Source organism: Desulfovibrio sp. SGI.133, assembly GCF_050313955.1.
Classification (GTDB): Bacteria; Desulfobacterota; Desulfovibrionia; order Desulfovibrionales; family Desulfovibrionaceae; genus Desulfovibrio.
The window spans coordinates 92,235-117,664 of record NZ_JBNPMK010000001.1 but is presented as its reverse complement, the minus strand read 5'-3'; the positions used below and the strand labels follow the sequence as shown (position 1 = coordinate 117,664).

General features: G+C 60.6%; 22 protein-coding genes. 12 read left to right on the top strand and 10 right to left on the bottom strand.

Annotated elements, in window-relative coordinates:
- Window positions 1–3: 3 nt before the first annotated feature.
- The 7 genes from dapB (at window position 4) to pgm (ending at window position 11,492) form a co-directional block, all read left to right on the top strand.
- Window positions 4–786, top strand: a complete 783-nt coding sequence (gene dapB, locus ACQRBR_RS00555) for a 4-hydroxy-tetrahydrodipicolinate reductase (protein ID WP_303880044.1) — start codon at window positions 4–6, stop codon at window positions 784–786.
- A gap of 87 nt (window positions 787–873) precedes the next feature.
- Window positions 874–1,296 carry a hypothetical protein gene (locus ACQRBR_RS00550; RefSeq protein ID WP_204625891.1) on the top strand — a complete coding sequence of 141 codons (423 nt, stop codon included), beginning with the start codon at window positions 874–876 and terminating at the stop codon, window positions 1,294–1,296.
- A 159-nt stretch (window positions 1,297–1,455) separates the two neighbouring features.
- Window positions 1,456–2,685, top strand: coding sequence for an exonuclease SbcCD subunit D C-terminal domain-containing protein (locus ACQRBR_RS00545; RefSeq protein WP_427812003.1), 1,230 nt, complete (start codon window positions 1,456–1,458; stop codon window positions 2,683–2,685).
- A gap of 8 nt (window positions 2,686–2,693) precedes the next feature.
- On the top strand, window positions 2,694–6,386 hold the full coding sequence (locus tag ACQRBR_RS00540) for an AAA family ATPase (RefSeq protein WP_427812002.1): 3,693 nt from the start codon (window positions 2,694–2,696) through the stop codon (window positions 6,384–6,386).
- A 439-nt stretch (window positions 6,387–6,825) separates the two neighbouring features.
- The gene (locus ACQRBR_RS00535) at window positions 6,826–8,289 is read left to right on the top strand and encodes a 30S ribosomal protein S1 (protein WP_168935737.1); all 1,464 of its coding nucleotides are present in this window, start codon (window positions 6,826–6,828) and stop codon (window positions 8,287–8,289) included.
- 14 nt (window positions 8,290–8,303) lie between these two features.
- Window positions 8,304–9,746: a DegQ family serine endoprotease gene (locus ACQRBR_RS00530; protein WP_303880050.1), complete on the top strand. Its 1,443-nt coding sequence runs from the start codon at window positions 8,304–8,306 to the stop codon at window positions 9,744–9,746.
- A 105-nt stretch (window positions 9,747–9,851) separates the two neighbouring features.
- Window positions 9,852–11,492, top strand: a complete 1,641-nt coding sequence (pgm, locus tag ACQRBR_RS00525) for a phosphoglucomutase (alpha-D-glucose-1,6-bisphosphate-dependent) (RefSeq protein WP_427812001.1) — start codon at window positions 9,852–9,854, stop codon at window positions 11,490–11,492.
- 139 nt (window positions 11,493–11,631) lie between these two features.
- On the opposite strand, the gene ACQRBR_RS00520 is transcribed toward pgm, so the two are convergent.
- Entirely contained in the window at window positions 11,632–12,525 is an 894-nt protein-coding gene (locus ACQRBR_RS00520) for a pseudouridine synthase (protein ID WP_320854456.1), read from the bottom strand.
- Between the two features lie 782 nt (window positions 12,526–13,307).
- On the opposite strand from ACQRBR_RS00520, the gene rdgC reads away from it, so the two are divergent.
- The 5 genes from rdgC to ACQRBR_RS00495 are packed head-to-tail and all read left to right on the top strand — an operon-like array spanning window position 13,308 to window position 17,986.
- Complete coding sequence (gene rdgC, locus ACQRBR_RS00515) at window positions 13,308–13,931, top strand: recombination-associated protein RdgC (protein WP_204625658.1); 624 nt, start codon at window positions 13,308–13,310, stop codon at window positions 13,929–13,931.
- A gap of 16 nt (window positions 13,932–13,947) precedes the next feature.
- Window positions 13,948–14,475, top strand: coding sequence for a hypothetical protein (locus ACQRBR_RS00510; protein WP_427812000.1), 528 nt, complete (start codon window positions 13,948–13,950; stop codon window positions 14,473–14,475).
- 15 nt (window positions 14,476–14,490) lie between these two features.
- The gene (locus ACQRBR_RS00505) at window positions 14,491–15,519 is read left to right on the top strand and encodes an ABC transporter permease (protein ID WP_204625657.1); all 1,029 of its coding nucleotides are present in this window, start codon (window positions 14,491–14,493) and stop codon (window positions 15,517–15,519) included.
- A gap of 1 nt (window position 15,520) precedes the next feature.
- Window positions 15,521–16,357, top strand: coding sequence for an ABC transporter permease (locus tag ACQRBR_RS00500; protein ID WP_040369298.1), 837 nt, complete (start codon window positions 15,521–15,523; stop codon window positions 16,355–16,357).
- Window positions 16,358–16,366: 9 nt separating this feature from the next.
- A complete protein-coding gene (locus ACQRBR_RS00495; RefSeq protein WP_427811999.1) occupies window positions 16,367–17,986 on the top strand; it encodes a DNA repair protein RecN in 1,620 nt (539 codons plus the stop codon).
- Window positions 17,987–18,201: 215 nt separating this feature from the next.
- Here the strand turns inward: ACQRBR_RS00495 and phnN are convergent, their stop codons facing one another.
- From phnN to ACQRBR_RS00450, 9 genes are read right to left on the bottom strand one after another with little or no spacing between them, the layout of a single operon-like run.
- Window positions 18,202–18,804: a phosphonate metabolism protein/1,5-bisphosphokinase (PRPP-forming) PhnN gene (phnN, locus tag ACQRBR_RS00490; RefSeq protein WP_427811998.1), complete on the bottom strand. Its 603-nt coding sequence runs from the start codon at window positions 18,802–18,804 to the stop codon at window positions 18,202–18,204.
- Window positions 18,804–19,952 carry an alpha-D-ribose 1-methylphosphonate 5-triphosphate diphosphatase gene (locus ACQRBR_RS00485; RefSeq protein ID WP_303880075.1) on the bottom strand — a complete coding sequence of 383 codons (1,149 nt, stop codon included), beginning with the start codon at window positions 19,950–19,952 and terminating at the stop codon, window positions 18,804–18,806. Before ACQRBR_RS00485 ends, phnN begins: the two co-directional genes overlap by 1 nt.
- A 52-nt stretch (window positions 19,953–20,004) precedes the next feature.
- Window positions 20,005–20,718 (bottom strand): phosphonate C-P lyase system protein PhnL, encoded by a 714-nt coding sequence (gene phnL / locus ACQRBR_RS00480; protein ID WP_321128190.1) that lies wholly within the window; start codon window positions 20,716–20,718, stop codon window positions 20,005–20,007.
- Window positions 20,719–20,732: 14 nt separating this feature from the next.
- Window positions 20,733–21,524, bottom strand: a complete 792-nt coding sequence (gene phnK / locus ACQRBR_RS00475) for a phosphonate C-P lyase system protein PhnK (RefSeq protein WP_427811997.1) — start codon at window positions 21,522–21,524, stop codon at window positions 20,733–20,735.
- Window positions 21,525–21,526: 2 nt separating this feature from the next.
- A complete protein-coding gene (locus ACQRBR_RS00470) occupies window positions 21,527–22,426 on the bottom strand; it encodes an alpha-D-ribose 1-methylphosphonate 5-phosphate C-P-lyase PhnJ (protein WP_289616008.1) in 900 nt (299 codons plus the stop codon).
- Window positions 22,419–23,591 (bottom strand): carbon-phosphorus lyase complex subunit PhnI, encoded by a 1,173-nt coding sequence (locus ACQRBR_RS00465; protein WP_427811996.1) that lies wholly within the window; start codon window positions 23,589–23,591, stop codon window positions 22,419–22,421. Before ACQRBR_RS00465 ends, ACQRBR_RS00470 begins: the two co-directional genes overlap by 8 nt.
- A complete protein-coding gene (phnH, locus tag ACQRBR_RS00460) occupies window positions 23,582–24,220 on the bottom strand; it encodes a phosphonate C-P lyase system protein PhnH (protein WP_427811995.1) in 639 nt (212 codons plus the stop codon). Before phnH ends, ACQRBR_RS00465 begins: the two co-directional genes overlap by 10 nt.
- Entirely contained in the window at window positions 24,217–24,660 is a 444-nt protein-coding gene (gene phnG, locus ACQRBR_RS00455) for a phosphonate C-P lyase system protein PhnG (RefSeq protein WP_427811994.1), read from the bottom strand. Before phnG ends, phnH begins: the two co-directional genes overlap by 4 nt.
- Window positions 24,661–24,682: 22 nt before the next feature.
- Window positions 24,683–25,429, bottom strand: a complete 747-nt coding sequence (locus tag ACQRBR_RS00450) for a DUF1045 domain-containing protein (RefSeq protein WP_303740007.1) — start codon at window positions 25,427–25,429, stop codon at window positions 24,683–24,685.
- Window position 25,430 lies beyond the last annotated feature (1 nt).

Below are 25,430 nucleotides of genomic sequence, written 5' to 3'. Positions count from 1 at the left end.
GCAATGAGCACGCCGATCATCGTCATGGGTGCCAATGGCCGTATGGGCCGGACCATCTGCACGCTGGTGCAGGAAGACCCCGCCTTCACGCTCGCGGGCGTGGTGGAACGCAGCGAATTTGCTGCCGGTCTGGCCGCGCTGTCGTGCCCGGTGAGCCAGAATGTGGAAGAGCTGCTGCAAGGTCTGGACGGCAAAGCTGTCGTCGTCGATTTCACCGCTCCCGAGGTCAGTCTGGCCACGGCCCGCAGTGTGGCCAAGTTCGGTGCCGCGCATGTGATCGGTACCACCGGCTTCACCAATGAACAAAAGCAGGAACTGGCGAAGCTGGCCGAAAGCTGCCGCATGTTCTGGGCGCCCAATATGAGCATCGGCGTCAACGTGCTGCTCAAGGTCCTGCCCGAACTGACCCGCGCCCTTGGTGAAAAGTACGATATCGAGATGGTGGAGCTGCACCATAACCGTAAAAAGGACTCCCCCAGCGGTACGGCCCTGCGTCTGGGCGAATGCCTGGCCGAAGCCCGGGGCTGGAATCTGGACGATGTCCGCTGTTCCGCCCGTGACGGCATCATCGGTGAGCGCCCCAAGGCGCAGATCGGCATCCAGGCCATTCGCGGCGGCGATGTGGTCGGTGTGCACACGGTCTACTTCATGGGCCCCGGCGAACGCATCGAAGTGACCCATCAGGCCCATTCGCGTGAGACCTTCGCCCAGGGGGCCCTGCGGGCCGCTGCCTGGCTGTGCGGACAGCAGCCGGGACGTCTGTACGGAATGCAAGACATTTTCTAGAAAATATCTTGAATTTTGACGGGCCCTGCGGTAGGCTTTGCACAAATCACGCAGGAAAATGGCGTCGCAGACGCCTACGGGGGCCCCATGCCACAGGTAGCAGCACGCATCAACGACGAGCAGGAACGCTGGCTCAAGGATTACTTTCGTACCAAGAGCGCCGGAGCTGAATTCATCCTGCCCTGGGCCGTGGATACGTTTTTCCGCGCCATGGCCAACATCAAGCAGATGTTCACCGCAGGCGAACTGAAGACCATCGTGGAAGCACATAAAGATACGCGCCTGCTGCCTGACCACACACGTTTGTCCTATCTGCTGTTGCGGGTCAGTGATGCCTGTGAGCTGAACAACCTGCACACCCGGCATGGCGCCAGCCGCTCCAGCCTGGAAAGCAAGCTCAAAAGTCTGGACGACACCCAGGCAACGGCCCTTATGGTCTGGGCATCCGCTTTCTGGGTGAGCCGGAACTGTTCCGCCGGCAGCCTGGACGAATACATCAGCGCTTACTAACAAGGACGCCCTGCGCAAGCAGGGCGTTTCTTTTATGTTTTTTCTTCATTACCGGGCCTTCACAGGCCTTTTTTTCGGCCTTATAACTGAAAAAGACCCGCCGCATGGCGGTCATTTTTTCTCCACTGCCGTATCCGGCATCAAACCGGCCTTCATCTCATGCGCGTACTTCATACATCGGACTGGCATCTTGGCCGCTCGCTTTTCGGCCAGAAACGCTACGAGGAATTTTCGGCTTTCCTGGACTGGCTTGCCCGTACTTTGCAGGAAAAAGAAGTGGATGTCCTGGTCGTTTCCGGGGACATCTTCGATAGCGGCACGCCCAGCAACAGGGCCCAGCGCCTGTATTATGATTTTTTGCGGCAGGTCTATCTTTCCTCCTGCCGACATGTGGTCATCACTGCCGGCAACCATGATTCGCCCTCCATGCTGGGGGCTTCGCGCGAAATCCTGCAGGTGCTGGATGTCCATGTGGTAGGCAACCTGCCCGAAGATCCCGCGGAAGAGATCAAAGTCCTGCGCGATGCCCAGGGCAAGGTCGCGCTCATCGTCTGTGCCGTTCCTTTCCTGCGCGATGCCGACATGCGCCTGGTGGAAGAAGGGGAGAGCAGCGGCGACAAGGAAAGCAAGATGCAGGAAGCCATCCGCCGGCACTACGCGCAGGTTCTGGAAGAGGCGGCGGCGCTGCGGGACCGTCTGGCACCTGACGTCCCCCTGCTCTGTATGGGCCATTTGTTCACTGCCGGAGGCCAGACTGTTGATGGCGATGGCGTGCGTGACCTCTATGTGGGCTCGCTGGCGCATGTCCCGGCGTCCATCTTCCCGCCGTGCATCGATTATCTGGCTCTGGGCCATCTGCATGTGCCGCAACGGGTCGGAGGCATGGAGCATATGCGCTACAGCGGCTCGCCCCTGCCCATGGGCTTTGGTGAAGCCTCGCAGCCCAAAAGCGTTTGCCTGGTAGATTTTACCGGGCGCTCGGCCCGTGTAGAGCTGCTGCCTGTGCCGGAATTTCAAAAGCTGGAACGCGTGAGCGGCTCCATGGGCGAGATACTTGACCGCCTGGCAGTACTGCGGAACAGTGGCAGTTCCGCCTGGCTGGAAGTGGTCTATACCGGCGATGATCTTGAGGGCAGCCTACGCCAACAGGTAGAGACGGCTGTTGCCGGGAGCGGGCTGCGCGTCCTGAAGATCCGCAATGCACGTCTGCTGGACAGCCAGCCCAGCCTGGACGATACGGGCAGGAACCTTGAAGAGCTGAGCGAGACGGAAGTTTTTTCGCGCTGCCTTGCAGCCCGAAAGATAGAAGGCGCCCAGGCCGACTTGCTCATGCGCCTGTACGGCGAGATTCTCACCGCCATGCACGAAACCGACAGTAACGCCGAATAGGGGCCGCCATGCGTATCCAGAATATACGTTTCCAAAACCTCAATTCCCTGACCGGCATCTGGGAGATAGACCTCACCAGGCCGGATTTCGTCTCCGCCGGTATCTTTGCCATCACCGGCCCCACGGGTGCCGGCAAAACGACCATCCTGGACGCCATCTGTCTGGCCCTGTACGGACGGACGCCGCGGCTCAAGACCCTGAGCGACAACGAGAACGAGATCATGTCCCGCCAGACCGGGGAATGCATGGCGGAGGTGGTCTTCCAGATCGCCTCCGGGCGTCGTTACCGTTGCCACTGGAGCCAGCGGCGGGCCCGGAAATCCCCGGAAGGCAGGCTCCAGGCGGCGCGGCACGAGATCGCGGATGCGGACAGCGGCCAGATCATCTGTGCCCAGAAAAGGGATATGGCCAAAGTGGTCACCGAGATCACCGGCCTGGACTTCGACCGTTTCACCCGTTCCATGATGCTGGCGCAGGGCGGTTTTTCGGCCTTTTTAGATGCTTCGGCCGACAGCCGGGCGCCCATTCTTGAAAGCATCACCGGCACGGAAAAGTACAGCCGTATCTCCATGTTGGTGCATGAACGGCACCGGCAAGAAAAGCTCCTGCTGGAGGACATGCGCAAGGAACTGGCCGGCAAGCCTCTGCTGCCTGCGGACGAAGAGCAGGCCCTGCGGCAGAAGCTGTCCCAGCTGGAAGAGCAGGGCCGCCAGTCCAGGAACCAGGTGCAGCTGCTGCAACAAGCCTTGCAGTGGTTGCAAGGCCTCGATACGGCCCGGAGCCAACTGGCCCAGGTAGAAGCGGAAGAAGAAAAATTGTCCCTCCAGGAACAGGCATTCCGTTCTCAGGCTTTTCGGCTGGAACAGGCCCAGCGGGCTGCCCGACTGGAAGGCAGCTATTCTGCCTTGCTGCAGTTGCGTCACCAGCAAAATCTGCTGACAGAGCAGCGGCAGAACCACGCTACGGAGCTGCCCCGTTTGCAGGAAAAATTGCAGGAAGCCCGGCACAAGCAGGAGGAGTACGCCCGTCAGCTTGAACAGGCCAAAGCGGAGCAGACCCGCCAGACACCGTTGCTGCATCAGGTCCGGGCCCTCGACATCCAGCTGGAAAGCTCGGAAAAGGAAGTGCGCCGCGTTCTGCTGGAAGTGCGCCAGCAGGAGCAGGCCCTTGCCTCCTTGAAGGCCCGTCGCGACAGTCGGCGGCAGGCTCTCGACGCCCTCCTCCGGCAGCAGGCCGCCGTGGAAAACTGGCTGGGGAGCCATGCGGCAGATGCCGGGCTGGTAGAGCAGCTGAGCGGCATCGAGGCCGGTATCCAGCGGGTGCATGATCTTGAGCAGAAGCAGCAGCAACGGAATATGGCCCTGCAACAGATCAGCCAGCAGCTGGAGAATGGGAAAACCCGGCTGGCAGAACGTCTCCGGCGTCAGGAAGTCGCCGCTGCCGAACTGACGCAGCTAGAGAGCCGGCGGCAGCAATTGCTTGAAGAAAAAGAAAAACTTCTGGAGGGCCGCTCCCTGCTCCAGTGGCAGGAGGAATACAACGGTATCCAGAAAAAGATCCTGCTGTTACAGGCTGTTGAAAAATCCCTGAAGGATGTTTTCTTGTACCATACCGAGGTGCGGCGCTGGCGGCAGAAGTTGCAGCAGTGGCAGGAACAGCACCAGCAAAGCAAGGCTCTTCTGGAACAACAGCAAGCTTTGCGGGATGCCTTGGAGATCTCGCTGGCGAGCCTGGAACGTGAACGCATGCTGGCCCTGCGTATCGCCAGCCTGGAACAGCATCGTGCTTCTCTTGAGGAAGGGCATGCCTGCCCTCTGTGCGGCTCTCTGGAACATCCCTACCTCCTGCAGGGCCTGCCGGCTTCCGACAACTGGCAACAGGTGGAAGATGTTCGCCGCCGCTTCACGGTGACGGATCAGCAGTGTGCCGCCTTGCGGGAACGGCTGACGGGCCTGGAACAAAGTCTGCTCGTTGGAATGGAGGATGCCCGGTCGCTTCAGGACAAGCTCCAGGAAGCGCAGAATTATCTTGCCCAGCTGGCAGAGAAGGCCGGGTTGCCTTCCCTGCTGCGGGAATCTCCGGAAAATGCCGTCACGTTCGTGCGGGAACAGCAGGGCAGGATGGACGAATTCCTTCGGGAGCTCTATCAGCGGATCTCCACAGCAGACAAGCTCGAAAAGGCCTGCCAGATGCTGGAGAGCAATCTTCCCCGTCTGCAGGAACAAAAGACGATGCTGGATCAGGTCGTCGAACAGCTCAAGCATGAGCTGGACATGACCACTGCCGAACAGCAGCGAGTACGGCAGGAAGCCGGGCAATTGCGGCAAGAGGGAGAGCAGGGGAAACAGGCGCTTGATACGATGCTGGCTGCCTACGGTCTCGGCACAACCGATACCGAGCTCTTGTCCATATTGTCTGTCTTGAAGGCCCGCCGTGCGGAATGGGAAAGCCGGACGGCAGAGATGACGCGCCTGAACGCTTCGCGGCAGGAGCTCGAGCTGTCGGCAGGCCAGCATGATCAGGAAGTGAAATCGCAACAGGCCCATCTGGAGTCGCAGCAACGGGAAGCCCGTGAAAGGGAAGGGCAGTGGAAAAAGCTGCACGAGCAGCGTTTGGCGCTGTTTGCTGAAAAAGATGTCCAGGAAGTCGAAGCTGATCTGGCCCAGGCCGTGTCACGGGATGAACAGCGGCTTGCCGATCAGACCGCCGCTGTCAGCAGGATGTCGGATGTCGTCACCATGACGGAATCCGCCATCAGAGAAAAAGATGCCTTGCTGGCCAGCATCGCCGAACAGAGCGTGCATGCCGGGCAGGCCTTTGCACAGGGCCTGGAACAGGAAGCCTTTGCCGATGAGCGGAGCTTTTTGCAAGCCTGTCTGCCCGCAGAGGAACGGGAAAGCCTGGAGCGTCTTTCGCAGGAACTGCACGCAGCCCGTATGGAACTGGCAGGGCGGGGCAGGGCGGCCAGGGAACATCTGGCCACTGAGACCGCGAAGGCCCTGACGACAAAGAACAGGGAAGAGCTGGGGCAGGAGCTGGCAGCACTGGAACAGCATCAGGCAGCATTGCAGCAGGAACAGGGCTCCTGCCTGCAACGACTGGCGGACAATGAGCGTTTGCGGCAGGAGCAGCGCGTACTCGTGGAGCGCATCGAGCAGCAGGAACGTGTGTTCGAACAGTGGTCCGCGTTGCAGGAGCTGATTGGTTCCGCTGACGGGAAAAAATTCCGGAACATCGTCCAGCAGATGAATCTTGAGTTGATGGTCGCCCATGCCAACCGGCAACTGGTCAAAATGACTGACCGTTATTTGCTGGAAGTGGGCAACGGGACGCTGGAGCTCAATATCCGAGACAATTACCAGGCCGGGGAGCTGCGCAGTACCAAGAATCTCTCCGGTGGAGAAAGCTTCCTTGTCAGCCTGGCTCTGGCTCTGGGGCTCTCCCAGATGGCCAGCCGTACTACCCGGGTCGATTCACTGTTCCTTGATGAAGGTTTCGGTACGCTGGATGAGGATGCCCTGGATACGGCACTGAGCACCTTGGCCAGCCTGCAGCAGCGAGGGAAACTCATCGGTATCATCTCCCATGTGCAGGGATTGAAGGAGCGGGTCCCCACCCAGATAGAAGTCCTTCCCATCGGGGGTGGCAGAAGCCGCATTCTTGGTCCCGGGTGCCGGAGCAAAACCGACCTTGATAATTGATAATTCCTCTCGTTTATAGCGAAAGAATGGCAAAACTCCAGAAAACGGCCCAAAATCGATTTTAAGCCGTTTTCTGGAGTTTATGATATTGGGTCGAAAAAAATTTTTTAAAGGCTTAAAATCAAAATTTGAGCTATGTATTTTTGAGAATGGTTCCGGAAAATTTGGTTCCTGCAGCACGTGAGATATGGATGCCAAACATATACGGCCGACCTGCCCTTTTAAATCCTTTTTTCTTAAAGCTTCACATTAACTTTTTGCAAGAATTGTTTCCTCTGTCGTCCTGTCAGAGAGCATCGTCCAAAAATTGTCCACCTGTCCAAAAATTAGCCATATCCTGTGCCGGGATTGCTGCCAGCATCTTTGTTGTTTTCTGGCGGTGAATGCGCTATACAAGGGGACTTCACAGGAAATTATTTGTTTAAGGAGCAAATATACCATGACTGACGAAAAGAATCTGTCCACCTTCGAAGAAGGCAGCGAAGACTTCGCCGCCATGTTCGCGGCCCAGGAAGCCGGCACTGTGCGCCTGCAGCCTGGTCAGAAAGTGACGGGCACCATCATCACCATCACCGGTGACTCTGTCTTTGTGGATGTGGGCATCAAGCTGGATGGTATCATGGACCGCAAGGACATCCTCGATGCCGAAGGCAACGAAAGCGTTGCCCCCGGTGACAGCATCGAAGTCTATGTTGTGGGTACCTCCGCTGGTGAGATCCGTCTGTCCCGCTCCATGAGTGGCGCCGGTATGGCCGCCCTGGAAGACGCCCGTGACGCCGGTGTGCCCGTGGATGGCCGCGTGACCGGCACCTGCAAGGGCGGTTACACTGTCAGCGTGATGGGCAAGAATGCCTTCTGCCCCGGCAGCCAGATGGACAGCGTGAGCGTGGCTGACGCCGAAGCTCTGGTGGGCCGCACCATGCAGTTCCTCATCATCCGTGTGGAAAACCGCGGCCGCAACATCGTGGTTTCCCGCCGCGCCCTGCTGGATCGCGAACGCCAGGAAAACCTGGAAAAGGTCCTGGCTTCCCTCAATGTGGGCGATACCGTGGAAGGCCGCATCACCCGTCTGGCCTCCTTTGGTGCCTTCATGGAACTGGCCCCCGGTGTGGAAGGCATGATCCATCTTTCCGAACTGTCCTGGTCCCGCGTGAACAGCGCTGACGAAGCCGTGGCCGTGGGCGACATGGTGCGCGCCAAGCTGCTGTCCGTCAGCAAGGACGACAAGGGCCGCACCCGCATCTCCCTGTCCCGCAAGAAGGCTGAAGGCGATCCCTGGCTGCAGGCCGCTGACCGCCTGGCCGCCGGTACCGTTGTGGAAGGCAAGGTCGTGCGCATCGCTCCCTTCGGTGCCTTCGTGGAACTGCTGCCCGGCGTGGAAGGCCTGGTGCACCTTTCCGAAATGTCCTGGACCAAGCGCGTGAACAAGGCCGAAGACGTGGTGAACGTGGGCGACGTGATCTCCGTCAAGATCAAGGAGATCAATGTGGAAAGCCGCCGTATCTCCCTGAGCCTGCGTGACGCCGAAGGCGATCCCTGGCAGGATGCCGACCAGCGCTTCGCTGCCGGTACCGTGGTGACCGGTACGGTGGAAAGCCGCAGCCAGTTCGGTCTGTTCGTGAGCCTGGCTCCCGGCATCACCGGTCTGCTGCCCGCCGGCGTCATCAAGAATGCCAAGAACAGCGGTGAATTCTCCAAACTGGACAAGGGCGACAGCGTGACCCTGGTCGTGCAGTCCGTGGATACCACGGCCCGCCGCATCAGCCTGGCCCCCGAAGGCATGGAAGAAGCTTCCGCCGCCGAAGACAAATCCTGGAAACAGCACACCAGTTCCGCTCCCAAGGATGCCGGTATGAGCATCATGGCACAGGCTTTGCAGAAGGCTCTGCAAAACAAACGCTAAGGAGTGTGCCCTGTATGAGGATTAAACACTTTCTCCCTGCCGTGCTGACTCTGGTCCTGTTCACGGCAGCGCAATTCGCCCAGGCGGCCAGCCTTCCTGAGTTCAGTGAACTGGCTGCCAAATGCGGCCCGGCTGTCGTCAACATCAGTGCGGAGCGGACCTCCCCGGCTGCGGCCGGCCCTGAGGAATTCTTCGGCGAGATGTTCCGTGGCATGCCGCCGGGAGCGGATCGCTTTTTCGAATTCTTCGGCGGTCCCAATGCGCGCGGAAAGCGTCCTCCGCAAAAACAGATGTCGCGTGGTTCCGGTTTCATCATCTCGCCTGACGGCTACATCGTGACCAACTATCACGTGGTGGCCGACGGCGACAGCATCCAGGTGACGCTGGACGAAAGCAACGGCAAGACTGCCCCGCTGACGGCCACGGTCGTGGGGACAGACGAAGATACTGACCTTGCTCTGCTCAAGGTCGATGCTAAAAAGGATCTGCCTTTCCTCAAGTTCGGTGATTCCGACGCCCTGCTGGTAGGGGAATGGCTGCTGGCCATCGGCAATCCTTTTGCTCTGGATCACACGGTCACGGCCGGTATCCTTTCGGCCAAGAACCGCAACATCCATGCCGGTCCGTTTGACAACTTCCTGCAGACGGATGCCTCCATCAACCCCGGCAACAGCGGTGGTCCGCTGCTGAACATGAAGGGTGAGGTCATCGGTATCAATACGGCCATCATCGCCAGCGGGCAGGGGATCGGCTTTGCCATCCCCAGCAACATGGCGGCCGGTATCGTGGAGCAGATCAAGAGCGGCAAAAAGGTCAGCCGCGGCTGGATCGGTGTGACCATCCAGGATGTGGATGAAAATACGGCCAAGGCCCTTGGCATGGAACATCCTTCCGGTGCCCTGGTGGCCAGTGTGCTGGACGGTGAACCGGCGGCCAAGGCCGGCATCGAAGCCGGCGACGTCATCACCAAGGTCAACGGCAAGAGCGTGGAAGATGCCTCGGCCCTGCTGCGAGCCATCGCTGCCCACAAGCCCGGCACTTCGGTGAGCCTGGACGTGTGGCGTAACGGCAAGGCTGTGACGCTGGATGTGACGCTGGGCGATCGCCAGACCGGCGTCAACAGCGGCAAGCCTTCCGAAGCCGGTCAGAAGCAGCAGAATCAGGGCCAGCTCGGCCTGACGGTGCGTCCCATCAAGGATGAGGAACGCCGCGAACTGAAGCTGGAAGGCAAGGGTGGCCTGCTGGTCCTGGATGTGGATCCCAGCAAGCCTGCTGCCGAAGCCGGTGTCCGCCCCGGTGATGTCATCGTCAAGGCCAACCGTCAGGCGGTGTCTTCGCCCGAAGACCTGTCAAAGATCGTGGCAGGCGAGGGCAGCAAGCGAGGCGCCGTCATGCTGCAGATCAACCGTCGTGGTGAGAACATCTTCCGCGCAGTTCCTGTCAGCAGCGGAAAATAATCCGGATATGCAATCGAAAGAGGGGGGCTTCAAGCCCCCCTCTTTTTTTGTCCGGGGCTTGCGGGCCGACAGGGTAAACGATAGAAAGGGGCAGGAGGATACATCATGGCAGTACATCCCCATGCCGGTAAACTGCCGGCGCCCGAGACTCTGGAGAATATCCCCGCGCTCGTCAGTGCCTACTATACGGAATCGCCTGACCCGCATCAGGCCGCACAACGTGTGTCTTTTGGAACGTCCGGGCATCGTGGTTCTTCGTTGAAGCAGACCTTCAACGAACGCCACATCCACGCCATCACTCAGGCCGTCTGTGATTACCGCAAACAACACGGCATCACCGGTCCGCTGTTCATGGGCGGAGATACGCATGCCCTGTCGGAACCGGCCTTTCGCAGTGCGCTTGAAGTCCTGACGGCCAATGACGTGCAGGTCCGCATCTCCCACGACGGTTCCGCCACAGCGACCCCTGCGGTCTCCCATGCCATCCTGTGCTGGAATAGCGAGCACGGCAGTCAGGCTCTGGCTGACGGCATCATCATCACGCCTTCTCACAACCCTCCGGCTGACGGTGGTTTCAAATACAATCCGCCGCATGGCGGCCCGGCCGAAACAGCGGTGACCGCCTGGATCGAAAAGCAGGCCAATATCTATCTTGATCACCTCAATTGTGACGTCCATCGCCTGCCGTACAGCAGTGCCCGACGGTCTTCGCTGGTGCAGGGCTATGATTTTACCGCCCGCTATGTGGAAGACCTGCCGCGCATCCTGGATATGGACAGCATCGCGGCTTCCGGTATTTCTCTGGGGGTCGATCCTTTGGGGGGAGCCAGCCTTTCCCTGTGGGAGCCCATAGCCGAGCGCTACAAACTGCGCCTGACCGTGGTCAACAAAGTCATCGACCCCACATTCCGCTTTGTTCCCTGTGACAAAGACGGCAAAATCAGGATGGACTGCTCTTCGCCGTATGTCATGAGTGGCCTGCTTGATATGCGCGACCGCTTCGACCTGGCCTTTGCCTGTGACCCGGACTCGGATCGTCACGGCATCGTAGCCAAAAGCGGTCTGATGAATCCCAACCATTATCTGGCCACCGTTGCCTGGCATCTGTTCCGCAGCCGCTTCCAGTGGCAGGCCGATGCCGGTATCGGCAAAACTCTGGTGACCAGCGCCATGCTGGACAGAGTAGGCCAGGAGCTGGGACGCAAGGTCATCGAAGTCCCGGTCGGTTTCAAGTGGTTCGTGCCCTATCTGACAGACGGCAGCTGCGGCATGGGCTGTGAGGAAAGTGCCGGCGCTTCCTTCCTCTGCTTTGACGGCAGCCCCTGGAGCACCGACAAGGATGGTCCCTTGCTCTGCCTGCTGGCAGCGGAAATGGCCGCCCGCGAAGAGCGCGGGCCGGACGAGATCTATCGTAGTCTGACGGAACAGTTCGGCGCTCCGCTGTACCAGCGCCAGGATGCCCCGGCCGACGATCATGTGCGTGCCTGCCTCAAGTCATTGAAGGCAGAGGATGTCCAGATGCAGACAGTAGCGGGATCCCCAGTCACTGAGATCCTGACAACAGCGCCGGGGAACGGAGCTGCCATTGGCGGGGTCAAGGTCTGCAGCCGGAACGGCTGGTTTGCCATCCGGCCTTCCGGGACGGAGGCTATCTGCAAGGTCTACGCGGAAAGCTTCCTTGGTGAGCAGCATTTGCATGCCCTGCATGAAGAAGCCCAGGCCTTGCTGCAGCGCTTGCTGGCCTGAGCAAATAAGCAAATTTGAACCGTAAAAAAAGGACGCCGTCAGGCGTCCTTTTTTATACTTCATTCCATGTGCGTGGGCTATTGGGGATCTGCCATCCAGGACAGAGCTTCCCTGTACTCACTCACCAGGCCAAATCCCCTCATGAGCGTCGGATCTCCGCAGCCTGGAGCAGGGCAGCGGTCTCTGCGGCTGACAAAAAACGGCATCCTCCCACAGGAAGATCGCCAAGCCCAAGGGGGCCGAGACGGATGCGTTTCAGGCGCAGGATGGTCAAGCCAAGATCCCGGCACATGCGGCGGATCTGGCGGTTGACCCCCTGATGCAGAACCATCCGCAACCGCGTATGCCCATTGGCCTGCAAGCGGCTTTCCACTTCGACTGGGCGCAAATGCTCTCCCTCTGCCAATGTCATGCCACGGCGCATGGTTGCCAGCGCGGCAGCCGGGACAGTCCCCCGAACAAGGACATCGTAGGTTTTAGGCTGATGATGCCGGGGGTGCATCAGGCGCTGTGCCAGCTCGCCATCATTGGTCAGCAGCAACAGGCCCTCAGAAAAATAGTCAAGTCTTCCAACAGGATAAACTCTATTTCGCCGCATCTCCGCTGTCAGGCAATCCAAAACTGTAGGACGTCCCTGCGGATCGTATGCCGTACACATGACCTGGATGGGCTTGTGCAGCATGATATAGGAAAAAGAGGCGGGCAGAGCCGCAAGTTGATGGCCTTCGACCTGGATGAGGTCATCAGGAAGAATGCGCCTGCCGGGAGAACGTTCCACCACCCCGTTGACCTGGACAGCTCCGGCAAAAATAAGCTCATCGGCCTTGCGGCGAGAGCAATAGCCGGAAGCTGCGATGAACTTGTTGAGTCGGGTCCCGTCCTGCAGATCTTCCTCTAGCCCAGATGGAAAAGAGCTGTTGTTCCGTGGAGCAGGGGAGGAATGACCATTTTGGGGCGATCTGGGAGCAAGCTGATTGGAACGACGCTGGGGGCGTCCATCGCGGCTGCGGAAAAAAGAGGATTTGGCGTGCATGCCTTAGAGGTGTGGCAAAAAAGCAGCCATGTCAAGCGTACGGGGGAATGCCATAGGCGGCAGAGGCAGACGCCAGAAAAGTTCAGGTACATGCTGACTGCCCCAGGACTATTCTTAAAGTACAGCTTAAGAAAAAATATATGGCGGAAAATTTTTTGTCTGATCCTGGAGAGAGGAGTGCCTTCTTCGTCGTCTCATGGATAAAAGTTTACATAATTATCATTATGGGACAATTATAATAGTTAATTTTTACACATTGTTATCATGCATTTTGCGAATAAGGGTTTTTCATGCCGAAAGTCTTTTTTTTCCTCACCATGGGCTCTGCTGCTTTGGAGGCCGCAATGGAAAAACGGACGTTGAGATCTGAAGCGGTCTCATGTCCCACAGATGGTTTCCAGGCCCGGCATTTGATCCGAGTTCCCAAAATCGTGAACGTCCCGCGCGATGCCTGTACACCGCCCTTTTGATATCTGATAATTAGTACCAATAAATATGCGGATCATCCGTATCGCCTTGCACCAGCTACCAAAAGCCTTCTGGAAACGCTCACTATGGCCCCCGGCGAAAAATCGTCCTGACAAGCCGATCCAGGCCTTTGTCCTGCGCCGGCGATGGCGCATCCACTCGGACTACCAGGCTCAAATATCCACTGCGTATATTATATAATGTTGCATCTGCCCTGCCCCACGGAAATCCACAGGCTTCGGGCTTGCAAGAATCTGCCGCACTGCGTACAAGAATGACACGCCTCCTGGCGGATATCACAGAAAGGAGCCAGTATGGGTTTTTGTAATGCTTCGTGCAGCTTTACCCGTTTCAGGATCATCGACCCCATCCCTTCGGAGCTTTGGACGCAGATCCCCGACAAGCTGCGCCAGTTCGCCTTCCGGGACATCGACGACCTGCCCGAGATGCAGGCCTATGGCTGGGTATGCTTCGAGGATATGCTGGACTCCGAATGGCGGACGGCCCCGCCGCACAAGGGCGCCTATCTGCTCTTCTCCCTGCGTCTGGATACCCGGCGTATCCCGGCCGCCGTCATCAAAAAGCATCTGACCCTGGCACTGAAGGCCGAAAAGGAAAAAATGCAGGAACAGGGCAAAAAGTTCATTTCCCGTGAGCGCAAGAAGGAACTCAAGGAACAGGTCCTGCTTCGCCTGCGGCAGCGCTTCCTGCCCATCCCGGCTGAATTCAATGTCATCTGGGCAACGGATCGCAATGAGGTCTGGTTTGCCTCCACCCAGGGGAAGATGATCGATCTGTTCATGGAGGCATTCCTCAACTCCTTCGAACTGCATCTTGAGCAGATCACCCCGTACAGCCTGGCCGAGACCATGCTCGACGAAGCGGCCATGAGCCGGCTGGATCGTATCGAAGCCACACAGTTCGCCGCCCTTTCCTGATTCACGAGGTCATCCCATGAGTGATACACCCTGCCTGGATTCTACGGACAACATTCTTGGCCAGGAGTTCCTTACCTGGCTGTGGTACCAGAGCGATGTGGCGCCCGGGGCCTTTGTGGACAAGGAAGGCCAGCCCGTCTCTGTTTCCATGGAGCAGCGTATCGTCGTCCAAGGCGGCGAAGGGGACGCCAAAGAAACGGCGACCGTTGCCGGGACGCTCTCCCCTCTTCGCGAGGCCCGTTTCGGCCTTGGCACGGGGAAAAAAGTCACCCGCGCCCTCATCCGGCTTGAAAAGGAAGAACTGGCCTTCCAGTTCACCCTCAAGGCCGAAGACTTCACTTTGGGCAGCCTGAAGACTCCCAAGGTGGAAAAGCCTGAAGAGGATGACGACCCGGACGCCATGCTGCTGGAAAAGATCTACCTGATGGAAGTCTGCCTCGGCCTGCTGGACAGCCTGTATGCCCGCTTCCTCCAGCTGCGCCTTTCGCCGCAATGGCAGCAGGAGGTGGCCGACATGCGGCAGTGGATGACCCGGACGGAATAATAACGGAGGATATGCGTGCAGGCGGTCTGTTCATCCCGCAATGCGGCCCTGCTGCAGCTGACCTTGCGCATCGTGCGCAAACTGCTGTGGATGCTGCTGGTCTTATGGGGGATCACCCTCATCAGCTTTTGGGTCATCCATCTCGCGCCCGGTTCGCCCACCGACATGGAAACGACCCTCAATCCTCTGGCCGGTGAGGCGGCCCGCCAGCGGCTGGAGGCCCTATACGGCCTGGATAAACCTCTGCATGTACAATATCTGGACTGGCTCTCACGCCTGGTACGCCTGGATTTCGGCCTGTCCATGTCAGCGGACGGGCGGCCCGTGCTGGACAAGATCATGGAGCGCCTGCCCCTGACCGTGGGTATGAACGTCATCTCCCTGATCCTGACGCTCATCATCGCCATCCCCATCGGCATCCTTTCGGCCTGCCGCCAGAATTCCCTTCTGGACCGGGGCGTGACGGTCTTCGTCTATCTCGGTTTTGCCATGCCCTCGTTCTGGCTGGCATTGCTGCTGATGCTGTTTTTCGGTATCCATCTGCAATGGCTGCCTATTTCCGGCCTGACGTCCATGAATTTCGACAGTCTCGGGCCTGTGGACAAGGTGCTTGATCTGGCGCAGCATCTGGCACTGCCGATCCTGGTCTATACCATCGGAAGCCTGGCGGGCATGTCCCGCTACATGCGAGCCTGCATGCTCGAGGTCCTGCGTCAGGACTACATCCTGACGGCCCAGGCCAAAGGCCTGTCCCCCCGCACGATCATCTGGCGCCATGCCCTGCGTAATGCCCTGCTCCCGGTCATCACCCTGCTGGGCCTCTCGGTACCCGGGCTCATCGGCGGCAGCGTCATCATCGAGTCCATCTTCGCCCTGCCCGGACTGGGGCAATTGTTCTATGCCGCGGTCATGGCCCGCGACTACACCATGATCATGGGCAACCTGGTTCTGGGGGCCGTGCTGACCCTGCTGGGGAACCTGCTGGCGGATGTCTGCTACGGCCTGGCCGATCCGCGCATCCGCAGCAGCCGGGAGGTCCGCTGATATGTGTGGTCCCTTGTTGCGCCGTTTCCTTGGGCGCCATCTCATGCTCTGTCTGGGGCTGGGCATCGTGCTGGTCATGTCTCTGGCAGCGCTGTGCGCTCCCCTGCTCGCGCCCTATGATCCCAATGCCCTGCATCTGGATCATATTCTGGAGCCGCCGTCCTCCATGTTCTGGCTGGGTACGGACCGTTTGGGACGGGACGTTTTTTCCCGGCTGCTCTACGGCGGACAGATCTCGTTGTGGGTCGGCTTTGTCGCTGTGGGCATTTCCGTCAGCATCGGGACGGGACTGGGCCTGATCAGCGGCTATTTTGGCGGTCTGGTGGATGAAGGGATCATGCGCGGTGTGGACATCATGCTCTGCTTTCCCTCGTTTTTCCTGATTCTTTCGGTCATCGCCTTTCTGGAACCGAGCCTGACCAACATCATGATCGTCATCGGCCTGACCTCATGGATGGGGGTCGCCCGCCTGGTCCGTGCCGAGACCTTGAGCCTGCGCCAGCGGGATTTTGTATCGGCGGCACGTTTGTCCGGCTGCTCTACCTGCCGGATATTGCTGCGCCACATCCTGCCCAACACGCTGGCCCCGGTGCTCATTTCCGCTACGCTGGGCGTGGCCGGTGCCATCCTGGTGGAATCGGGGCTCAGTTTCCTCGGGCTTGGTGTCCAGCCGCCTACAGCCAGCTGGGGGAATATGCTCATGGAAGGCAAGACCGTCCTGGAAGATGCCCCCTGGCTTTCCTTTTATCCGGGTGTCGCCATCCTGGTGACCGTGTTGGGCTACAACCTGCTGGGCGAAAGCCTGCGTGACCTTCTTGATCCCCGTCTCAAAAAATAGGTCCTATCCATGCTGGAATATTTGCGTATCCGCAATCTCGCTCTCATCGAAGACGCCGAACTCGACTTTGCCCCGGGCATGAACGTGCTCACCGGCGAAACAGGGGCAGGAAAAAGCTTTATCCTCAAAGCCCTGGGCTTTCTGCTGGGCGACAGGCTGGGCGCCGATATGGTACGGCAGGGAGCGGAAAAGGCCCAGGTCGAAGCACAGTTCCAGATGGACGGAAGGGAAATCGTCATCCGGCGTAGCCTGTTGGCCGAGAGCGGCCGCAGCCGTCTGTACGTCGATGATGCCCTGCGCTCCCAGGAATGTGTGCGTTCCCTGCGGGAACAGCTGCTGGCCCATGCCAGCCAGCACGGACAGCAGCAGTTGCTGCAGCCTGCCTTCCAGGCCCGGCTCATGGAAAGCACTTTGAAGGATCCCGACCTGTTGCGCCGGCGTGACGAGCTGCTGGAACAGCTGCGCTCCGTGGAGGCCCGCCGCAAGGAGCTGCGGGCCCGGGAGGCCCACCTGCTGGAGCGCCGGGACATCCTGGAGATGCAACAGCAGGAGATCGACAGGGTCGCTCCCGAAGCCGGGGAAGAAGAACGCCTTGAAGAGCAGCGGGCCATCGTCCGTGCCGCCGAACAGACCCGCGAACAGTATGAGCTGGCGCTGGGCCTGCTGCATGGTGAGGAAGAACCCGGCCTGCTCGATATGCTGGGGCGGCTGGAACGCTGCCTGCACCAGATGGCGCGGACAGACGACTCCGTCAGCGAAGATGCCGATGCCGTCACGGCTCTGCGCCAGCAGCTTTCCCATTTGAGCGGCCGCCTGCGCCGTCCTCCCCTGCCGGAAGACATGCCCGATGTGGAACAGATGGAAGAGCGGCTCTACACTCTGGCCCAGCTTAAGCGCAAGCTGCACCGTTCGCTGGATGAGATCCTGGAGTTGCGCGAAGAGATCCGTGAAAACATCTCCTTCCTCGATGCCTGCGCGCTGGATATCACCCTGCTGGACAAGGAAGAAAAACAGCTGGCCACCCAGCTGCAGGAGGTGCTTTCCGCTCTGCTCCCCCAGCGCCGCGAAGCTGCCGCGGACTTTGCCCGACAGCTGGAAGAAGAGCTGCGCCAGCTGGGATTCTCCGAACAGGTCCGGGTCATCCCCGATTTCATGCCGCAGGAAGTCTGGCCCGGCCTCATGGATGAAAAGGTGCGTATCCTCTGGGCCCCCAACCCCGGGCAGGCTCCCCAGCCGCTGGACCGGATCGCTTCGGGCGGCGAGCTTTCCCGCTTCCTGCTCGCCCTGATGAGCGTCCGTCCCAAAGCGGAAAGTGCAACCTACATTTTTGACGAAGTGGATGCCGGTGTGGGCGGTTTTACATTAAACAAGCTTGCGGAAAAGCTGGAAAATCTTGCAAAGCAGCGGCAAATGCTGGTCATCACGCACTGGCCGCAGCTGGCAGCCCGGGCACAAAAGCATTTCCAGATCAGCAAGACTATCCGGGACAATGCCACATTCACGACCTGCGTCCCGCTCGATGCCCGCCAGCGCCATGCGGAGCTGGTGCGTATGGCAGGGGGAGGCCAGCAGGGCGAAGCCCTGGCGGCCAGCCTTGAAGGGCGCAGTTATCAGCTGACGATGTTCTAAACATTCAATTCTTAAAGTATCGCTTTAATTTTTAAGTAAGCTCTCCCCCCAGTCGCTGGGGCTTCCGGCGCATTTGTTCGGCGCATGCGCGTGTCGTGCCGTGCGCATGGAAACACGCCGGCTGTGCGTACGACACAACGACATGGACAGCAAAAGGGCTCTTTCCCCACAGGGAAGGAGCCCTTTTTTCATCAGATCTGCTCAAAAGGTTTGCTTCAGGCAGCGCTGCCCTGCGCTCCCTGGGGGGTGCCCGGCATGCTGCGCACCGGCAGGACAGCCCGCACGATATTCTCCAGGCTATCGACTGCCGTTTCCAGCTTGCCGGAGTTGTCGATGCGCACGAGCCGCTCCAGGCCAGCGGCAGGCAATGGTGCCAGCGCGCGCTGTAAACGTTCTTCCAGGTCTTTGCCCTGCTCTCTTCCCCGGGCCAGCAGGCGTTGCCGCAGGATGGCCGGCTCCACCTCCACCAGCACGGGAAGAAGATCAGGATAACGCCGCAGGGCTTCCGGCAGATATTCCCGAGAACCGTTGACGATCACGCAGATGCCGTGCTCCAGACTGCCGTCGATGGACCGGCCGATGCCGTACTGGCAGCCGTGGCTGCTCCAGCGCATGGCCAGACGCCCCTGAGCCTCCATGGAAAGGATACTCCCGGCGGAAAGGGCCATATGCTGTTCCCCTCCGGCGCAGGCGGGACGGCTGATGTAGCGCCGGGCAAAGGCGACCGGCAGGCCGCGCAACCGGGGCCGCAGGGCCGACAGCAGGCTGTCCTTGCCGGATCCCGACGGTCCTATGACATAGATGAGTGTGCCGCGCATCAGTACACCTGCACGCCTTGACGCCAGACATTGCGGACCACCGGCATGTCGTCCATATGGTGGACGCGGACCATGTCCGCACGGCGTCCGGTATCGATGCGGCCGCGGTCATCCAGGCCCACGCTTTCGGCCGGATTGGCGCTGACCAGATTGACGGCTGCGGGCAGGGGCATGATCTCCTTGGCGGCCAGCTCAAAGACCGCGGCCAGCAGGCTGGCGGGCACATAGTCGGAGGACAGGGCCCCCAAATGCCCTTCTTTGGCCACATCCAGAGCCGAGGCATTGCCGGAATGGGACCCGCCGCGCACGACATTGGGGGCCCCCATCATGACCAGCATCCCGTTTTCCGAGGCGCAGCAGGCAGCCTCCGTGGTGGTGGGGAACTCGCTGATGGAGATGCCGTTGCTCAGGGCCTCCTCCACATGCTCCACCAGCGTATCGTCATGGCTGGCCATGGGCAGATGGTGCTGTCGGCAAAATTCCATGACCGAGGCGGCGTTATCATTGGCGCAGCTGTCCCGCACCTCTTCCAGCTCGTGCATCATGGCCGTGAACTCTTCATCGGTCCAGGACTTGATATTGCTGTAATAGGTCCGGTAGGCCGTGGTATCACGCCACTGGCGCTGCCCGGGCGTATGATCCATCAGCGAGACCAGCTTCAGGCAGGGCGTGTCCGACAGGGGGAAGAACAGGTCCCGCATGCGGGGATCGGCCACTTCACAGCGCAGATGCAGCAGGTGGTCGGCACGCAGCATGCCCGACTGGCGGCAATGGTTCAGGGCATCCACACCGCGGCCCAGCATGGCGATACGCCCTTTGTCGTGGTATTCGCCCACGGACAGGGCATCGAACACGGTGGTGATACCGGCCGCCACGATCTGGGCGTCATGGGCGAAAAAGGCGGGTTCCGCCTGCGGCCAGACAACTTTGGGACGGGGCACCAGATGCTTTTCCAGATTGTCGGTGTGCAGTTCCACAAAACCGGGCAACAGATAGTCACCTTCGCAGTCGATGCATTCCAGGGCGGCAGTGGGCTGGACGTCGCCTTCGTCCACATCGGCAACCAAGCCGTCACGCACCAGCACATGGCCATGCATCACGGTGGTGGGCGTCACCACCCGGGCGTTACGCAACACATATTCTTTCATGGATGATCTCCGATTATGCTTCTGTGATCGTTGGTTCTTCGGGTCGGCGCGGCTACGGCCTGTCCATGGGGACGATCCTGTCCGCCACGGCATTGCGGGCCACGTCATCATGGAAGATGCCCACGATGGCGCTGCCCCGCTGCCGGGCCTCATGGATGAGGTCGATGACCACCTGCCGGTTGATGCCGTCCAGAGAGGCGGTGGGTTCGTCCAGCAACAGCAGGGGCATGGGCCGGATGAGCCCGCGTGCGATGTTCACACGCTGCTGTTCCCCGCCGGAAAACGTGGCCGGGGCCACATGCCAGAGGCGCTCGGGCAGGTTGAGGCGGGTCAGCATCTTCTGCGCGGCATCAAGGGCCGTCTCACGGTCTTCACCGGCATCCAGCAGAGGTTCGGCCACCAGATCCAGCGCACTCACGCGCGGGATGACACGGAGGAACTGGCTGACATAACCGATGCATTCCCGGCGCACACGGCTGATGGCGCGCGTGGAGGCCGTGGCCATATCCGTCTCGCAGTCTTCGCAGCGGACGATTACTTTCCCGGAACTGGGCAGATAGTTACCGTATAGGGTCTTGAGCAGGGTCGACTTCCCGGCTCCGGAAGGCCCGTGCAGGGCCACGCATTCTCCGGCACGCACATCAAAATTGACGTCCTGCAGCGCCTGGATGCGGATGCCGCCCTGCTGGTGCAGGACAAAGGTTTTGCACAGGTGACGCACCTCCACCACAGGAGCGTCGCCGTCAGGATGGTTGAACTGATGCATGTGAACGCTCCTTGTCAGCACTGCAGGATGGAGGAGACCAGCAACTGGGAATAGGAATGCTGCGGATCGTCCAGTACCTGGTCCGTCAGACCGGTCTCCGCCACTTCACCGTGGTACATGACGATCAGACGGTGCGAGAGCAGCCGGGCCACCGCCAGATCGTGGGTCACGAGTACCACGGCCAGCCCCATGTCGCGCACCAGATGGCGCAGCAGGTCCAGCAGGCGGGCCTGGACAGACACGTCCAGACCTCCGGTAGGTTCGTCCATGAAGACGAGGCGCGGCGTGGTCACCAGATTGCGGGCGATCTGCAGACGCTGCTGCATGCCGCCGGAATACTGGGACGGCGTATCGTCCACACGCTGCACGGGGATCTCCACCCGTTCCAGCCAGTCCAGAGCCGTGGCCCGCAGGTTCCCGTAATGCCGGGCCCCATTGGCCATGAGGCGCTCGCCGATATTGGCGCCGGCGCTGACCGACATGCGCAGGCCGTCGCGGGGATGCTGGTGGACGAAGCCCAGTTCGGTACGCAGCAGACGGCGGCGCTGGGCTTCATCCAGGCTGTGGATATCCAGTACCTTGCCGTCAGCTGCCGTGTAGTGGACATGCCCGGCGGAAGGTTCCAGGCGGCCGGAAAGCATGTTCAGCAGCGTGCTCTTGCCGGAGCCGGATTCGCCCACGATGCCGAGGACTTCCCCGGGCCACAGATCCAGCGAAACGTCCTTGCAGCCGATGCGGCTGCCGTAACGCCGCGTCAGCTGGCGGGCGGAAAGGACGGGATCAAGATTGGTATCCAAGAGGCTCACGGCTATTTCTCCTCCCTGGGAGCGGCAGTGCCGCCCTGCTCGGCCACGCGCCGGGCACAATTGTCGGTATCGGAACAGACGAACATACGCGTACCGGCGTCATCCATGACGATCTCGTCCAGATAGGTGTCTGTGGCGCCGCAGATGGCGCAGCACTGATCCCAGCTCTGGGGCGTGAAGGGGTAATCCTCAAAGTCGAGACTGACCACATCCGTATAGGGCGGGATGGCGTAGATGCGCTTTTCCCGGCCGGCACCGAAAAGCTGCAGCGCCGGACACTGGTGCATCTTGGGATTGTCGAAACGCGGGATGGGCGACGGGCTCATGATGTAGCGGCCATTGACCTTCACGGGATAGTCGAAGCCGGTGGCGATATCGCCATGCCGCATGATATCCTCATACAGCTTGATGCTCATGATACCGTACTCTTCCAAAGCATGCAGGGTACGGGTCTCTTTTTCGCTGGGTTCGAGCCAGCGCAGAGGCTCCGGCATGGGCACCTGGTAGACCATGATCTGATCCTCGCGCAGAGGCTGCTCGGGGATGCGGTGACGGGTCTGGATGATGCTGGCTTCCCCGGTGTGGGTAGTCGTGGTCACGGCCGCGGTGCGTTCGAAGAAGCGGCGGATGGAAACGGCATTGGTCGTATCGTCCGAGCCCTGGTCGATGACCTTGAGCACATCGTCCCGGCCGATGATGCTGGCCGTGACCTGGATGCCGCCCGTCCCCCAGCCGTAGGGCATGGGCATCTCACGGCTGGCAAAAGGCACCTGGTAGCCGGGGATGGCCACTGCCTTGAGCAGGGCCCGGCGCACCATGCGCTTGGTGCCTTCATCGAGATAGGCAAAGTTGTAGCCTTCCAGCCCGGAGGCCGCAGGCGTGGTCGTCAGGTTCTCAGGCATGGCTGGCCTCCGCATGTTTTTCGGACGCGGCAGCAGCCTGCTCTTCCGCGTGCTTACGTTCCCGCAGCTGGCGGATCAGGGAAAGTTCCGCCTGAAAGTCCACATAGTGCGGCAGTTTGATGTGCTGCACGAAACCGGACGCATCCACGTTATCCCCATGCATGAGCACGAATTCGGGGTTCTGGGCAGGACCGATCTGGTCTTCCTGCAATTCCCGGGCACGCAGGGCGCGGTCCACGATGGACATGGACAGGGCCTTGCGCTCGTTGTTGCCGAAGACGAGCCCGTAACCGCGGGTGAAGCAGGGCTCGAGGGCACGGCCGGTGTACCGGCTGACCATGTCGCATTCGGTGAGCTCCACTTCGCCCAAGGTGATGGCAAAGCCCAGCTCTTCCGGGATGACGGTCAGCTCCACGAAACCGCGGCGCAGTTCCCCGGTGAAGGGGTGGACAGCGCCGTAACCGCGCTGGGTGGAATAGGCCATGCCCAGCAAGAAGCCTTCATCGGCACGGGCCATGGATTGCAGGCGCACGGCCCGGTCCCCGGAACCGTCGGCCGGCAGCTCCAGCGGCTGACGGGTGATGTCCGGGCAATCATTGCCTTCATGCGAAGGGACCACGGATTCCATCAGGCCTTCGCGACCAAGAGCGTCCATGGCTCTGGGCAGCGGCTCCTGCAGCAGGGCCTGCGCATCGGCCGCCATCATCGCCAGATCTTCCGCCGTCCTTTCGGGCTCCACGTCCCGGGGAGCGGTCCCGGGCACGGCCAGACCGCGATCCAGCAGGCGGTGCGTATAGTCAAAGGTGGATCCCAGGATCTGGCCGCCGGGCAGATCCTTCCAGGTGGCGGAGATGCGCCGCTCCACCCGCATGCGGGAAGTATCCATGGGCTCAGAAACACCGAAACGAGGCAGGGTCGTGCGATAGGCGCGCAGCAGGAAGATGGCTTCCACGGCATCGCCCTGGGCCTGCTTGAAGGCCAGTGCGGCCAGTTCGGGGCTGTACAGGGAGCCCTCGGCCATGATGCGGTCCACGGCCAGCTTGAGCTGTCCTGCCAATTGTTCAAGTGTTACTTCAGGAATCTGCACATCGCCCCGCCGCTCCCGAGCAAGCAGGGCATGTGCCGCGGCAATGGCTTTTTCGCCACCTTTTACAGCTACATACATTTGGACACCTCGTCTGCGGCAGGGGTCAGGCAGGTCGTACGGGGCAGACCGGTCAGGCGGCCCAGCCCGCAAAGTAGCATGTCCACACCCAGCGGGAATTGCTCATGGTTGCTCTGCCACTGGGCCAGAAAATCTTCCGGCATACGACAGGCAAAGGTGCAGCTGCCCACGATGCCGGGACCGGAAGCGGCGATGCCGGCCTTTTCTCCCTCCTCTACTCCGCCAAGGCAGATGGTCGTGGAGCGATCCGGGTATTCAGCCTCTCCCTGATGGAAGCAGCGCAGGTCAGGCAGCGCTTCAGTACCGGGGACGAAGGCGAATGCGGCCTGGGCAGGTTCGGCCACCAGGACCGTGCCGCAGTGAAAACGGAACCAGGCTCTGACGTCTTCTGTATCCAGTCCGGGCGCCAGCCAGACCGTGGTCTCGTTATCGCACAGCGAAAGGGCCAAGGCCGCCAGCTCCGGGCTCAGCCCGGCAGGCAGTTCATCCCCAGCGGTATCCGCCGGGCAGGGCACGAAAGCATGCGCCCGGGCAGGCCGGGACAACGCGGTAAGGGCCAGACGGAACACCTGCTGTGCCTGTCCCACAGGATCTGCCCAGGACAGGCGGGAACATTGCTGATCGCTCACTGGTCTTCTCCGCGGACAAAGGTGAAAAAGTTGACTTTCGTACCTGCCGCATCGCGGGCGGCAGCCTTTCTTTTTTCCTCTATGGCCCGTTCCAGGCAGGGGCGCAGCTTTTCGTCCAGCAACGCCGCGTAGCCTTCCTGCTGCCACAGGGCATCGCACAGGGCCGCCAGTTCCGCATGGCGGGGGGATTCCCCCATGATCCAGGCATGGCCAAGCGTCTTTTCTTCCAGCTGGACGACACAGCGGGTGACCAGCACTTCCCCTACGTTGAAGACATCGCCGACATTGCCGACGCGTCCCCGGGCCATCACGAGCCCCGTTTCGGGCCCGCGCACGATGCGGTAGCCAGGCAGGCTGATCCCGGACAGGGCCTCATCAAGGCAGGTCTCCGGGACAAGCGCCAGCAGGCGCATGCGTTCCTGCCGCAAACTCATGTTCATGATACTTCCAATAGTCATTATGTTAGGCATTCCCGGTCCGCGCCAAAGCGAAGCGGGTCGTCAGGCGGAAGGGCAATGCCCGGTCCGCCTGGCAAAAAAGACACACAGAATCCATGGCCAGGGGCTTGTCGATCACCGGTTCCAGATACTGGTTCAGGGCTGCTTCCACCTGCTCCGCCCCCTCATGAGGCAGGGGACCCGTCAGGGTGATGTGGAAACGGAACAGATCCAGCACATGGTGATAGCCCCAGCGCAGGAGATTGCGCCGCTCATCAAGGCTCAAAGGCTCCCGCCGTTCCACGTCCCTCTGGTCGAGAGGGGCCCGGAAACGGTCCAGTTCCGTCACGCAATCCCGCTCCAGAGCGGCCATGGCCGATTCCGACGCGCTATCCCCCTGCCGGGGGACCAGGGCCAGAAAGGAGGCCTGGCGCTCACCGGAGTGGACGGGCAGCCGCTGCAAACCCAGCGGCGCCGTCAGCCAGGAGGCATGGCGTTCCGCCACCTTCCGGCAGGTATTCTTCAGGGCGGCCAGCATGCCCTCCGAGGTGGAGCGCAGCTCAAAAGGCGCCTTGAGCGTGGCATGCAGACCGTAATGGGCCGGCGTTTTTGCCAGGGATGTCCAAAGACCATGTTCCACCCCCGCAGGAGCCACGGGGCCGCCCGGCAGGCGGCTGCCGTCCCGGCAGTCCCGGCCGAACAGAGGGGCCATCAGACGATACAGGGGCTCGTCCTTGTGGGGGGCGTAGTAGAGAGCGTAACGGGCGGCCATC

Coding starts and splice junctions, on each gene's coding strand:
- phnL (WP_321128190.1), bottom strand. CDS start 20,718: ATGCATCAGTTCAACCATCCTGACGGCGACGCTCCTGTGGTGGAGGTG.
- ACQRBR_RS00535 (WP_168935737.1), top strand. CDS start 6,826: ATGACTGACGAAAAGAATCTGTCCACCTTCGAAGAAGGCAGCGAAGAC.
- ACQRBR_RS00545 (WP_427812003.1), top strand. CDS start 1,456: ATGCGCGTACTTCATACATCGGACTGGCATCTTGGCCGCTCGCTTTTC.
- ACQRBR_RS00495 (WP_427811999.1), top strand. CDS start 16,367: ATGCTGGAATATTTGCGTATCCGCAATCTCGCTCTCATCGAAGACGCC.
- ACQRBR_RS00540 (WP_427812002.1), top strand. CDS start 2,694: ATGCGTATCCAGAATATACGTTTCCAAAACCTCAATTCCCTGACCGGC.
- ACQRBR_RS00550 (WP_204625891.1), top strand. CDS start 874: ATGCCACAGGTAGCAGCACGCATCAACGACGAGCAGGAACGCTGGCTC.
- ACQRBR_RS00470 (WP_289616008.1), bottom strand. CDS start 22,426: ATGCCTGAGAACCTGACGACCACGCCTGCGGCCTCCGGGCTGGAAGGC.
- phnN (WP_427811998.1), bottom strand. CDS start 18,804: ATGCGCGGCACACTCATCTATGTCATAGGACCGTCGGGATCCGGCAAG.
- ACQRBR_RS00485 (WP_303880075.1), bottom strand. CDS start 19,952: ATGAAAGAATATGTGTTGCGTAACGCCCGGGTGGTGACGCCCACCACC.
- rdgC (WP_204625658.1), top strand. CDS start 13,308: ATGGGTTTTTGTAATGCTTCGTGCAGCTTTACCCGTTTCAGGATCATC.
- phnG (WP_427811994.1), bottom strand. CDS start 24,660: ATGAACATGAGTTTGCGGCAGGAACGCATGCGCCTGCTGGCGCTTGTC.
- ACQRBR_RS00510 (WP_427812000.1), top strand. CDS start 13,948: ATGAGTGATACACCCTGCCTGGATTCTACGGACAACATTCTTGGCCAG.
- ACQRBR_RS00500 (WP_040369298.1), top strand. CDS start 15,521: ATGTGTGGTCCCTTGTTGCGCCGTTTCCTTGGGCGCCATCTCATGCTC.
- ACQRBR_RS00450 (WP_303740007.1), bottom strand. CDS start 25,429: ATGGCCGCCCGTTACGCTCTCTACTACGCCCCCCACAAGGACGAGCCC.
- pgm (WP_427812001.1), top strand. CDS start 9,852: ATGGCAGTACATCCCCATGCCGGTAAACTGCCGGCGCCCGAGACTCTG.
- dapB (WP_303880044.1), top strand. CDS start 4: ATGAGCACGCCGATCATCGTCATGGGTGCCAATGGCCGTATGGGCCGG.
- ACQRBR_RS00465 (WP_427811996.1), bottom strand. CDS start 23,591: ATGTATGTAGCTGTAAAAGGTGGCGAAAAAGCCATTGCCGCGGCACAT.
- ACQRBR_RS00530 (WP_303880050.1), top strand. CDS start 8,304: ATGAGGATTAAACACTTTCTCCCTGCCGTGCTGACTCTGGTCCTGTTC.
- ACQRBR_RS00520 (WP_320854456.1), bottom strand. CDS start 12,525: ATGCACGCCAAATCCTCTTTTTTCCGCAGCCGCGATGGACGCCCCCAG.